Origin of the sequence: Micromonospora sp. WMMD1076 (assembly GCF_029581475.1) — a bacterium.
Classification (GTDB): Bacteria; Actinomycetota; Actinomycetes; order Mycobacteriales; family Micromonosporaceae; genus Micromonospora; species Micromonospora aurantiaca.
The window spans coordinates 3,199,223-3,211,549 of sequence record NZ_CP120862.1 but is presented as its reverse complement, the minus strand read 5'-3'; the positions used below and the strand labels follow the sequence as shown (position 1 = coordinate 3,211,549).

Sequence of the window (12,327 nt, the reverse complement as noted above, 5' to 3'; positions counted from 1 at the left end):
CCAGTCGGTTGGCGGGCATGGGGGTGATGGGTTGCCAGCGTTGTGTGCCGCCCTTCCCCGACATCCGGATCAGCGCGTGGTCGGTGTCGAGGTCGGTCAGACGTCGCGCGAGTGCGCCGCCGCGTCGGCAGGCCGTTTCGGTTCACAGGCGCAGCAGCAGCGCGTCGAGCACAATGTCCTTGCCACCGCGGCGGTCGGCGGCGGTGATGTCGGACAGTTCGTCGGGGGTGAGGGCACGGCGGGTGTTGGGCAGCCGGCGGGGTTCCCGGATCCGGTGGGCAGGGCTGTCCACGGTGGTGAGGTAGCCGTCGCGGTCGCGCTCCTGGAGGCACACGCCGGTACCGGTGATGCCCGATGGTTCCGCCGGGCGTGTCCTACGCCCGGCGGAACCGCGGTAGTTATCCGAGGACGAATCGGAAGAAGCGGGGGCGGTAGATGCCCGGATCGCGGTAGTGGTCCGCGTCCGGGGAGACGCGGGTGTCCATGCTGTTGACGTTGTAGGAGGCGATGAAGGTGTCACCGGAGCTGAGCGCGGGGTGCACGTGCGCGTTGTAGGAGATGATGTTGGGGTTCCAGTAGCTGCCGTAGGGGCCGGGTTCCGGCATGCGGTAGACCGGGGTCTTCTGGGTGAAGGGGCCGTACGGTGAGCAGGACGTCCAGGCGTTGATCTGTCCGCTGAACGCCTCGGTGCTGTCCTGGCTGAGGAGGAGGAACTGTCCGCCCCAGGGGGTGACGCTGTATTCGTTGGCGATGCCGGTCAGCAGGTTGCGGGAGTTCTGCTCGCGGAGCGTCCAGCCCCACGGCGTGTGGTACTGCCAGGTGCCGTTGGCGAGGTCGCTGCCGTACACCCGGGCGATGCGCATCTGCTTGTTGATCGGGGAGTCGTCGACGCCGTAGACGTAGGTGTAGCCGTCGCCGCTGCGGCTGGCCGGCAGCAGCCCCGAGCCCCAGGCGACCCCGCTGGCGGAGGGCAACTCCCGGACGCTGACCGGGGTCCGCAGGTTGGACAGGGCGAAGTTGGCGACGACGTTGCGGTTGAACCGCCAGTCCCAGGCGCCGGAGCCGAAACGCTCGTACTCCTGGTACACCACTTGAAGTTGTCCGCCCGAGAGGTGGCCGTCGCCGACCCAGTACCACTTTCCGGGCCCGGACGGCGGCATCAACGCCCGAGGCGCCCCGGCGGTGCCGCCCTGGTAGGTGGTGAGGCTGCCGCCGTTCTGCACGACGAAGGTGTTGTTGACCAGGGGGGGCGCTCACCGGGCGGGTGCCGTCGCTGTTGAGCGGGCCCATCCAGGTGTCGGAGAACAGCCAGACGATCCGGCCGTCGGGCAGCTTCACCGAGTACGTGGAGTCGCCACCGGTCCAGCCGTCCGGCGTGCTGGCGGCGTATCTGTTGAACGTGCCCTCCGGCTCGACCGTGGTCTCGACGCTGCGCACCGAGAGCGGGCGCAGCACGCACGAGCGGGCCGTGAGTGGCAGCACGCTCTCCACATTCGTGGTGAACGTCTTCGGGCTGCTGTCCGCGTCGGCGGAGTGGATGTCCAGTTCGGTCCAGGTGGTCACCAGAGTGGCCACTATGGGGTACGCGAAGTCCGGCACCGTGATCAGTCCACCCGCGTCGGGATGGCGCACGGTGTGGATGCTCGGGTACTTCGCCAGCGTGCCGGTGTTTCCCGTCGGCGACCAGACGACGACGGCGGATCTGCGGTTGGCGTCCCTGGTGGTGTCCACCATCAGTGTCGAGCAGTATCCGCAGCTCGCGTCGCCGGAGTTCTTGACCGCGCGGAAGTCGTGGTAGACAGCACCGCCCTTACGCAGGATGTCCTGGTACTCCGCCTGGACGCCGGCGGGCGTCGAGTGACTCTTGCGGGCCGGTCTGGCGCCCCCGAGGGTGTCGCCGCTCGTCCCGCTCGCGCCGGTGAGGTTGCTGCGCCACAGGCTCGCGTCGGAGTCGGAGTAGCCGTAGATGCGCCAGGCGTCCACGTTCGGGGCGGGCGCGGCGTTCGCCTTGGCCAGTCGATAGTTGGCGATGTGGTAGTTGAGGAGCATGTCCGCGAAGTTCAGGCCGTAGCCCTCAGCGGTGTGCCGGATCGCCTCGATCGGCAGATGGTCGTGGTCCCGGATGCTCTCCCACGTGCGTCGTACGAAGGAGGCGTCGACCTGCTCGGTGAGGTAGGTCGGCAGCAGGAACGCGCCATACTGCGGACCGCCGCCCAGCCCGCCCCAGGAGTTGAGTGCCGCCCCGGGCTTGCTGAGCACGTCGTAGACGTTGCGGGCGTACAGCTTCTCCTCGCCGGGGATGGGCACGTACGGCGCCCGGGCGTAGGTCTGGCGGGTCGCCCACTCCGCGGTGGCCTCCATCCACCAGTTCATCGAGCCGAACTCCTTGCCGCCCACGAAGAGGGCCAGGTAGTCCAGGCCGACGTCGGACCGATCCCAGTACTGGTACTGCATGACGTGGAACAGCTCATGCCGCGGCAGGTAGTCCCAGTCGTCCTGCCCGTTGGGCACCAGCATGGTCGCCTGCTGGTTCAAGCCGAACGGCAGGACGAACGGCGCGTCGATCGGCAGGCCGGCCCCGCCGAGGAGCGGAATCTCATCGACGCCGTAGACCAGCACCCAGGGCTTGCCGTCCCGCACGGGCAGCGGGTAGCCCATCTCGCGATACTCGTCGACGGCGATCGAGAGCGCGTTCAGCAGATGCTGCACCGCCTTCGCCCGGCCGTTCGGGTTGGCGTCCGCCGGGATGCCCGGCCTGCCTCCACCGGCGATGTTGTAGAGGACGAGGAATTCGCCGGCCGACGCCCGGCAGCGATAGGTGACCCCGAGGTAGTCGTACGGTTCGGCGGCGCAGCCGTCGTAGCCGGCGGTCGTGGCGGCGCCGGCAGGCACCGCGACATCTGGCGCGATCGTCCGCGCCGCCTCCGGATCGGCGCTCGCCGCCAACATCGACAGGTATGTCAGATATCGCTGCGGGTCGTGGATGGCCCCGGTCGGTCGAAGGTGCGCCGGCACCGACCGGGGCGAGCGCACCGCGCCCAGGCCATACCGCACCGCGTCGTCGCGGGAGAGCTTCCCCCGATGGTACGCCGAGAGCACGCGTTCTCCGGGGCCGAAGTCGGGCGGGGCGGCCGTCCGGCCGGTGGCGGTGCTGAGCGGCGCCTCCTTGAACGGCGTCGGTTGCGGGACCGGCGGGGCGGCGACTCGCGGTTCGGTGTGCGGCGGTGCGACGGCTCCCACGGCGGCTGGCGCCGCGGCCGAATCGGGCGCCGCCTGCGCGGCCCCACTGGTCAACACGGCCGCTGCCAGCACAACTGTCGCGCTGAGCAGGGCCAGGGGGTCTCTCATCGCACTCCCTCTATTGGATGACCGGCCGGTGCCGGTGCCGTCCGGGGGACGGCGCGTCCGGCCGGTGGATCGTCGTGCTCGGCCAGCAGGCATCGCACCCCGGCGATGCGGAGAACATCGCCTCGGCGAGCGAGGTGCCGAGGCCGTGCGACACGGTGTCCACCGATCTTCGAAGCCCGCCACGTCACCGGCGGCTGCCTCTCCCCCAAGGCCGTCGCCCAGTCGATGCGTCGATCGTCGCCCCCCGGATAGCGCACCGGACTCTGCGCACCCCTCGTCGTACGCGGCCACCCCCGTGCTGGCCGCGCCGCGAAGCGCACGCTCGTACCGCCCGCTCACTGTCAGCGGGCTCGACCATAATCAGGGCCGGCGCATGCAGCGATCTTGCAAAAAGCTTGCAGCGGAGTCGCGCCGGCCCGCACACGCAGCGACGGCAGGGAAGTGCACATGGAGTTTCGGGTCCTCGGGCCGGTGGAGATCTGGTCCGAGGGTGTCCGTGTCGCCATCGGAGGACGACAGCCCCGGCTGCTCCTGGCGGTGCTCGTCCTGGAGGCCAATCGACCGGTACCTGCGGACCGGCTCATCGACCTGATCTGGGCGCAGGCGCCCCCACCCAGCGCACGAGCGACGGTGCAGGCCATGGTCTCGCGCCTACGGGCCACCTTCCGGCAGATCGGTGCATCCGCGCAGCTGCTGAGCGAGCGCGGCGCCTACCGGCTGCACACCGATCCGGCGACAGTCGACGCACACCGCTTCTCCGCCCTCGTCCAGCAGGCCGCAGGCTCTTCCGACGATCTCACCACAGTGGAGTTGCTGGACCAGGCGTTGGACCTGTGGCGAGGTGAGCCACTGCTCGACGTCGTCGACGATTCCGGACGCCAACTGCTCTGTTCGGGTCTCATCGAGGCCCGCTGGACGGCTGCGGAGGACCGGGCGGACGCGCTGCTGCGGCTGGGCCGCACGAGGAGAGTGGTGCGCGAGGTGTCCGACCAGGTGGCCGGACAGCCCTATCGGCATCGCCTCGTCGGTCAGCTCATGACAGCCCTGTATCTCGAGGGCCGGGCCGATCGAGCATCGGAGGTCTACCGCAATCTCCGCACCCGGCTACACGACGATCTCGGCCTGGAACCGTCACGCGAACTCAGCCGCCTGCACCGGCTCATCCTCAGGGGCGAGCCGGTGCTGCCGGCGGAACGCGACGACGCACTGTCGAGCGTCCCGCACCGTCCGGAAGAGCTGCCACAGGACGTACCAGGATTCATCGGCAGAACCGACGAGATGACCCATCTCGACCAGCTGTCGGGCGGACCCAGCGCCACGACGGTCTGGGTTCTCAGCGGAATCCCCGGAGTCGGAAAGACGGCGCTGGCGGTGCGCTGGGCGCATCGGGTACGTGACGCCTTCCCCGACGGTCAGATGTTCATCGACCTGCGCGGCTTCGACGTCGAGCGCCCACCCGTCACACCGTCCGCCGCGCTCGGACAGCTACTTGGTGGGCTTGGTGTCGACCCCCGCGTCGTTCCGGACGATCAGGACGGCCGGGTCTCGCTGTTCCGCTCGACGATGACCGGCCGCAGGATTCTGCTGGTGCTGGACAACGCCCGTGACGCTGACCAGGTGATACCGCTGATCCCGCCCAGCGGCACCGTTCTGATCACCAGCCGTCGTCGGCTCGGTGAGCTGGTCGTCCGGGCCGGCGCCCGATCTCTGCTGCTGGGCGTGCTCAGCCCGACGGACTCCGTACGGCTGCTGGCGGCGATGCTCGGCGACGAGGCCGTCCGGGTCGAGGCCGGCGCCGCGGCCCGCCTCGCCCACCTCTGCGGGCACCTGCCACTGGCACTGCGGATAGCGGCAGCGAACCTACAGACGAGCGGCCATCCCCACATCGCCGGACTGGCCGAGGAACTCGACGAGGGCGGTCCTCTCACCAGCCTGACCGTCGACGGTGCCGACGAGGGCGCGGTCACGAAGGCCTTCGCGATGTCGTATCGGGCCCTGCCCACCGCTCAGCAACGCATGTTCCGTCACATCGGGCTGGTCCCCGGTGGCAGCTTCACCGCCCACGTCGCCGCCGCGATCGAGGGGGTCGCGCCCCCCATCGCGACGAGGACACTCCGCGCCCTCGCCTCCGCGCACCTGATCGAGCATCAGGGAGGCGACAGATACCGGTTTCACGACCTGCTCCGCCAGTACGCCGTGGACCGGCTCGTCACGGAGGACGACGACACCACCCGTCACGACGCCCGGCAGCGTCTGCTTGAGCACTATCGCAGCAGGGCCGACGCCGCCGGACGTCAACTCATCCCCCACTTCCTCAGGCTCCCCGGGCCGGTCCCGCAACAATCGTTTCCCGATGCCGACGAGGCGTCGGCGTGGCTGGACGCAGAGGCAGCCAATGTCATCGCGGCGATCAACCACGCCGCCGACCACGGGCATGCACGCTTTGTCTGGCAGCTCACCGACGCCCTACGCGCCTGGTTCCACCAGCGTGGACGCCGCGCCGAGTGGCTGTCCGCAGCCACCGCTGGGTTGGCCGCCGCGGAGGCCGCGAACGACCTGACAGCCCAGGCCAGCATGCACCTGAGCATCGCCCTCGCCCACGTCACCGCCGGCCGATACGAGGAAGCCCGCCAACACCTCCTCGACGGCCTCCGCATCAACGCCCATGACCGGTGGCCGGAGGGACGCACGGCCCTGTTGAACAATCTCAGCGCGGTGCACCAGCGCCTCGGCAACCCCCGAGCCGCAATCGACTGCGCCCAACAATCCCTGGAGCTCAACCGGCAATACCGCAACGACGGCGGCGAGGCCATGTCCCTCGCCAACCTCGGCTTCGCACACTGGCAGCTCGGCGCGCTGTCACAGGCGGACCAGCACATCCGGGACGCACTAGCCTGCGCAGAACGGAGCGGCTCACGGTACAACGAAGCGGTACTTCTGGTTGACCTCGCGGGCATCCGCCGCGACCGTGGAGACCGGGAAGCCGCCGAGGAGTTGTACGACCGGGCGCTGGTCGCCAACCGCGATCTGGGCTATCGGTACGGCGAGGCGACGGCGCTCAGCGGACGTGCGTTGTTGTGGTCGATGACCGACCGCGCACCACGCGCCTGCGCCGACGCGCGACATGCAGTGGCGTTGACGCAGGAGATCGGCGACGCCGGCACCGAGGCGTGGGCACGCGAAGCTTACGGCCGCGTGTTGCTGGCCGCTGAACGGCCAGCAGAGGCAGCCGAGGAACACCGCCTGGCGCTCGACCTGGCCCGGCAGACCCGGTTCGTGTGGTGCGAGGCGAGTGCGCTGGTGGGGCTGGCGGCGGTGGGGCTGGCCACCGAGCAGCCCGAGGTCGCTCGCGAGCACGCCGAGGCCGCGCTGCGCATGGCGAACGAAGCCGGTTACCGGCTGATCGAGTCGCGCACGCTTGGACTGTTGAAGGCGCTCGACGACTGAGTCGTCGTAACCGGGCCCAACACGGCTCTCCCCCAACAACGTCCGCCGTCAGTGGCGCCAGGCCCGCGCCGAAGCCGACCTCGACTGGGTCACCCCGCACACCTTCCGAAAGACCGTCGCCACCCTGACCAAGGAGGAGATCGATACCAAGAGCGCGGCAGCGCAGCTGGGGGCACTCCAGCGAGGAGGTCACCGACACGTACTACATCGCCAAGCCGGTACAGGTCCCAGACGTGTCCGGCATCCTCGAACGGCTCGGCAGCCACCCGAGCCCCCAGGGCCCCGGCAAAGTCGTTAGGTGATGCCGAGGAGGGCCAGTGTCCGGCTGCTGTCGCGGGCGTGGTGCCGGCTGGCGGCGGCGATGTTGGTGACTCCGGCGAGGCGTAGGGCGCCGATGGCGGCGTTGCGTAGGGCGGCCATGACCTGCGGTCCGGTGCCGGTTCGGATCTGGCTGCGGTCTTCGTCGTAGGTGACGTCGCGGACCCAGTGGAGCCTGTTCTCGATGGACCAGTGGCCGATCCACGCGGCCAGTTGATCCGGTTTCGCTTGGTGGACTTGCAGATCGGTGATGGCGTAGACGGTCTCGATGGTGAAGCGTTTCGGCTCATCGAGGCGTCGTCGCCGCCGGCGGACCTGGATGGCCTGGGCCGCGTGCGGGAAGTCGATACCGGTGGAGATCGTCAGGATCTTGCACGTGCGAATCTCGCGGCGACCGTGCCCGCGATCGTCGTGGCGGGTGGCGTCGGGAACGGCCCGCCAAGATAGGCTGGCGAGTTGGGTGTGCAGGTTGGGCTGGTTGGCTTTGACGGTCAGGATCCAGTGCGCGCCGCGTTCGGCGAGGTAGGCAACGTGGTCGCGCTGGCAGTGCAGCGCGTCGACGGTGATCACCGTGTCGCGCAGGTCGCCGATCTGGTCAAGCAACGGCTGGAAGCGGGTGATCTCGTTGGTCTTGCCGTCGACGTCGGTGCTGGCCAGGACCACACCTGTGCCCTGATCACAGGCGGCCATCACATGATCGGCGGCGGCGACGGCGGTGCGGTGCAGGGCTGCGCGCATCTGCCCGACAGCCGGATCCGACGGGTTACCGGGGTAGGCGCGGCGGTAGACGGCGAGGGTGCGGATGAGGAGCTGCTGCGCCTGGTCGCAGATGTCGGCGTCGCCGAGGACACCGGCGCGCCCTTTCGGCTTGCGCGAGGTTCAGCCGACGGCCAGCCTGGCGGTCGGGCGGGTGGCTGCGGCGTCGCGGTGCCGCAGCACGAGGTCGGCGGCGGCGGTGACCCCGCCGGCCTGGCGCATCCGCCGGCTCCACAGCCGCGCCCGCGCCCGGAACGTCTCCTCGCCCAGCAGTCGTCCGAGCTTGGCCAGGACGTCCTCGACGTTCGGCGAATCGGCGCGCTCGACGGCGAGCGCCACCCCGCTGTCGACCGCCCGCACCGCGCCGTCGGGGCAGTCCAGCCAGAACGGCATCACCAGCTGCGGTACGGCGAAGTGGACGGCCTCGTGGATGGCGTTCGCGGCGCCGTGGTTGAAGAAGACCCGCACGTGCGGGTGGGCCAGCACCCGCAGCTGCGACGGCAGCCACGCCTCCACCCGCAGGTTGGCCGGCAGCCGTCGCTCCGGCGGGAGGAGGTGCCGTTGGCGTGCCGGCACCTTCCACAGCACGGCGTGTCCGGGCCCGAGCCGCTCGGCGACCTCGACGATCGCGTCCACCTGCCCCTGCGACAGTCGCATGATGGTGCCGAACCCGACGTAGACCACCGAGGGGTGCTCGTCGAGCCACCCCATCAGCTCGTCGTCGTCGGCCGGCGACAGCTCGCGGGGCACCACGGGGCCGAGCATCCGCAGCTTCTCCGGTGCGGTGGCGAACGGGTACTCGAAGCCGAACACCGTGTACGCCATGAGGGCCTCGGCGGCCTCGACGTAGCCCGCCGGGCGCATCTCCGGGTTGGGGATGCCGGCCGCCCGCCGGCTGGCCACGGCGGCGAGGCTGCGGCGCAGCCGCTGCGGTTCCATCAGCGCCCGCACCAGCCGGTTACGGAAGCCGGTGTTGGCCGCCTGCTGCCGGGGCGTCATCTGCTGCGGCAGTCCCGAGAACGGAGCGGGGTAGCGCGGCGGCAGCTGCTCCTGGAGGAAGTTGGAGGGCGGCAGCGAGATGCTGACCACGTAGGGCAGCCGCCGCGTCTGTGCGGCGTCCATGGCCCAGCTGGCGAGGCTGTCGACCACGGCCACCGCCGGGCCGACCTCGTCGATGATGTCCAGGCAGCGCCGGTAGAGCTGCCGCACGTGGTCGTAGTCGGTGCTGACGTCGAGGTAGCGGGCGAAGCTGGTCGCACGGTCGCCGGTGGTCAGCGCCCGGTACGTGGCGTCGTCCCAGGTGTCCGGTGACGACTGTGGCCGGGCCGGGCCGAGCGAGACGAAGGTGACCTCACCCGGCCCGCGCAGCCCCTCGACGTCCGCCCGGCGATCCAAGGTCGACGCGAACCAGACGTTCCCGACTCCCCGGGCCTTCAACTCGCCCACGATGGTGAGCAACGGGTTGAACATCCCCGCGCTGTTGTAGGCGACGACCAGCACCGCTCGGTCGCTGTCGTTTCCGGTCATGTGCACCGTCCGCCACTCCTTCCCGCCTGTACGGCGACCTGCGCCGTCCGACCCTGGAGTGCACCGCGCCGACGAGCCGCTCGGGGGAGCGACCGTCAGCGGCAGGGGTTCGTCCGGCCATTGAGTTACGACAATATAGTGCGGCGCTAGATGGACAAGGACGTTACTCCATGAAAGCCAGCACTGCAGCGATCACCGCCTATAGATTGCCACAACCGGCGTGGATCGTCTTGCTTAATGTGTCGGTTCTCTCGGTTGGCTGGGAGGGCGGTGCGCCCAGCTGCCGAACTCCCGCTAAGGGACGTCTCGTAACCGGGTGGAGGCGTTGCCCGGTGCCGGGTCGGTGGTCAGCCGGCGAGGATGATGTTGTGGAGGTTGGCAATGCCGGAAGCGGCGTCGGTCAATGTGTGGGCGGCGCGGCGGTAGTCGCGCAGGATCTTGAAGTACTTCATCCTGGCCAGCTTCTGGTCGATGCCGCTGGTGCGGTAGACGATGGCGTCGTTGCGGTTTCCGGGCTGCGGTTCGCCGAGCACTGAGCCGCCTAGACCTGGCCACTGCCCACCTGCACGCCAGCGACACCGATCCGGAGCAGGCCGCTGCGCTGCTGCCCACACCGCACCACCGCAATCGTGCAGACCATCCTCGTCCTGCACCACGTCGAAGCGAACCATTGACCGTAACAGAGCCGAGCAATCGGGAGCCAGAACGCTCAGCGAAATCGGTCGATGGTAACGGGGATCAGTCCCTGCTGCCGCATCTGCGTCGTCAGACCGCGCAGCAGCACGCCGACCGCCTCGTCACGTTCCCCCACCAGATCGCACGTCACGTCCAGCCCCCACGCGGCACCTGCGGCCACCCGGCGCAGATCCCAGCGGAAGGCGTCGCCGGCAACCTGGCGGCGCACCGCACCCAAAATACGCACCTCGGGATCCGCGAGGTCGCCGGTGACCGGCATCTGCCACTCCTCGCTGAGTGCCGCGAGGGCGTCCTGGGTCAACTCATCGGTGAGAAGAATCCGATAGATGCGCGTCTCTCGAAATCCGCGCCTGGCCTCGGGACCGCTCAGCCGCAAGGCAGACGGCGCCTGCGGGGCATGGTCACCGAAGCACGCCCGGAGTGCAGGCTCGTCCAGCAGATCGGCACCGCAAAGATCCCAGTAGGACGCCGCCGCCGCTGCCCGGCCCACGGGCGTCACTCGGGCCCGCAGCGCAGCGTCGACGCGTAGGCGCCGACTGGTGGCCGATGCGTCGCGCCACTGGCGCTCCTCTCGATTCCAGCCGCCGCTCACCAGCCCCGCCGAGGAGTAGTCCGCCGCGAGCAGGAACTCCTCAACCAGCAGGCCCTCCGGCTCGTCGGCGCCATCGTGAGTTACGTAGTAGTGCAGGGCAGGTGAGTTGTCGGCCGCCTGCCGCGCAACAAAGGTCTCCGTCACCCGTGAATTTTCGCCACGACGGCGCACGGCCACGCACGGCTCGCCGGAGGCCCCCAGGCTGGAGCCGGTGAACTCGCCCCTGCACGTTGTGCTCCCCAATCCCGCCGCAAGCCGACAGTGGTCACCAGCCACCAGCGCCGCCCGGGTGGAAAAGGCTCATTGATGGGCGCCTGGATACGCGTTATGACGATGTTGTGACAGGCGGGAAGTGTGCACTCTGGTGATCGCGCCGGGGCGCGGTCGCCTGACGCCGGTCGCCGTCGGCGGGGCACGGGTGGCCCCCGGTGGGGCGCGGGGCGGTCGGGCCACCCCACGCTCCGCAGGTCATTTGTAGACGCGCACGTAGTCGACGAGCATCCGCGCCGGGAACGGCGTCGACGCGTCCGGCGGGCCGGGCCAGTCGCCGCCCATCATCCAGAACGCCGGCCACCGGTTGGGCCCTCCCCCAGCGTGGCATCGAACCTGCTCAATCGACAAGGGTTGGTCAGGCGCCGATCCGCCGGTGCGAGGCGGTCAGCCAGGTGGTCGTAGCCGCGCAGCATGAGCGCGCGTCGCTCGCCGGGCGCGGCGGCGAGCGTCACCGCCGGGAAGCGCGCCGGCACGCGGGGCAGGACCAGCCGGCCCTCCGTCCGGGCCGGCGCATCGAGCGGCGGGCGATCTCCAGCACTGCGTCGAACGTGCGCACCTGGTCGCCGGGCGCGGCGTCCTCCTCGTGGAGCATCGACGCGCGGCGACCGTGGACTTACCGTGACCGATGCGTCCACGGCCTCACGGCGCGGCGGTCACCGGCGGTGGCTCCTGGCCGCGGACGGCGAGGATCTGGCCGCCGTACTCCTCCTTGGTCGCCTCGAACGCGTCGCGGAAGGCACGGAACCGCCGCGTCAGCTCGCGGGCGGGAAGCGGCCCGTCCGACTCGCTGTGGAACACGCGCAGCGTCTTCTGCAGCCGGACCGCCTCCTGGTGCCCGAGCAGCGACTGCTCCCAGTCCCGCAGAAGCTGCTGCCCGAGCTGCCCGGCGGCGGCCACGAACCCGAGCACCGCCGGCACCCAGGTCGGCGCCGCGACCGCGAGCGCCAACGGGACCGCCAGCGCCGACAGCCCGGACGTGAACGCCAGGCACCGGTGCCGGATCGCCCGGACGCGCGCCGTGCGCACGACCCACGCGATGTGACCCTGCGCCCAGTCCAGGTAGTCGCGTTCGGCGCGGCTCAGGTCCCCCGGCGACTCGTAGCGCCGGAACGCACGCGGATCGGGGCGGCTCTCCTCGGTCAGCAGGGTGCGGACCACGGTCAGGACCGCCGCCAGGGTCAGCAGCGGCACGGCCCGCCTCGGTCGCGGCATGCGCACCTCCAGACATTCGAACCTGCAAAGTAGGACACGCGCGCCATCGACCTACCTCCCCGTGTCGCACGGTGGATCGATGTCCGACACGGTGGAGCGCATCCGGCGGGCCTGCCTGGCGCTGCGCGAGGTCAGCGAGCGGCTCAACCACGGCACCC

9 protein-coding genes and 2 pseudogenes are annotated in these 12,327 nt (G+C 70.1%); 3 read left to right on the top strand and 8 right to left on the bottom strand.

Annotated elements, in window-relative coordinates:
- Positions 1–142 precede the first annotated feature (142 nt).
- Both O7622_RS15450 and O7622_RS15445 read right to left on the bottom strand, forming a co-directional pair.
- Entirely contained in the window at positions 143–334 is a 192-nt protein-coding gene (locus O7622_RS15450) for a hypothetical protein (RefSeq protein ID WP_282313985.1), read from the bottom strand.
- A gap of 64 nt (positions 335–398) precedes the next feature.
- A complete protein-coding gene (locus O7622_RS15445) occupies positions 399–1,223 on the bottom strand; it encodes a DUF4185 domain-containing protein (RefSeq protein ID WP_282313984.1) in 825 nt (274 codons plus the stop codon).
- 53 nt (positions 1,224–1,276) lie between these two features.
- Here O7622_RS15445 and O7622_RS15440 point away from each other — a divergent pair, with 53 nt between their 5' ends.
- The 3 genes and pseudogenes from O7622_RS15440 to O7622_RS15430 all read left to right on the top strand — a co-directional run.
- Entirely contained in the window at positions 1,277–1,798 is a 522-nt protein-coding gene (locus O7622_RS15440) for a hypothetical protein (protein WP_282313983.1), read from the top strand.
- A gap of 1,997 nt (positions 1,799–3,795) precedes the next feature.
- Positions 3,796–6,795, top strand: a complete 3,000-nt coding sequence (locus tag O7622_RS15435) for a BTAD domain-containing putative transcriptional regulator (protein WP_282313982.1) — start codon at positions 3,796–3,798, stop codon at positions 6,793–6,795.
- A gap of 25 nt (positions 6,796–6,820) precedes the next feature.
- Positions 6,821–7,097, top strand: a pseudogene (locus tag O7622_RS15430) (tyrosine-type recombinase/integrase); the annotation flags it as partial.
- Here O7622_RS15430 and O7622_RS15425 read toward each other — a convergent pair.
- The 6 genes and pseudogenes from O7622_RS15425 to O7622_RS15400 all read right to left on the bottom strand — a co-directional run bounded on the left by O7622_RS15425 (position 7,090) and on the right by O7622_RS15400 (position 12,169).
- Positions 7,090–7,851 carry an ISAs1 family transposase gene (locus O7622_RS15425; RefSeq protein ID WP_282313981.1) on the bottom strand — a complete coding sequence of 254 codons (762 nt, stop codon included), beginning with the start codon at positions 7,849–7,851 and terminating at the stop codon, positions 7,090–7,092. The pseudogene O7622_RS15430 and the gene O7622_RS15425 overlap by 8 nt on opposite strands.
- Positions 7,852–7,992: 141 nt before the next feature.
- Positions 7,993–9,396 carry a glycosyltransferase gene (locus O7622_RS15420; RefSeq protein ID WP_282313980.1) on the bottom strand — a complete coding sequence of 468 codons (1,404 nt, stop codon included), beginning with the start codon at positions 9,394–9,396 and terminating at the stop codon, positions 7,993–7,995.
- 347 nt (positions 9,397–9,743) lie between these two features.
- Positions 9,744–9,926, bottom strand: a pseudogene (locus O7622_RS15415) (IS5/IS1182 family transposase); the annotation flags it as partial.
- A gap of 179 nt (positions 9,927–10,105) precedes the next feature.
- Positions 10,106–10,828 (bottom strand): hypothetical protein, encoded by a 723-nt coding sequence (locus tag O7622_RS15410; protein ID WP_282313979.1) that lies wholly within the window; start codon positions 10,826–10,828, stop codon positions 10,106–10,108.
- 577 nt (positions 10,829–11,405) lie between these two features.
- The gene (locus O7622_RS15405; RefSeq protein ID WP_282313978.1) at positions 11,406–11,549 is read right to left on the bottom strand and encodes a hypothetical protein; all 144 of its coding nucleotides are present in this window, start codon (positions 11,547–11,549) and stop codon (positions 11,406–11,408) included.
- A 47-nt stretch (positions 11,550–11,596) separates the two neighbouring features.
- Positions 11,597–12,169: a hypothetical protein gene (locus tag O7622_RS15400; protein WP_282313977.1), complete on the bottom strand. Its 573-nt coding sequence runs from the start codon at positions 12,167–12,169 to the stop codon at positions 11,597–11,599.
- Positions 12,170–12,327 lie beyond the last annotated feature (158 nt).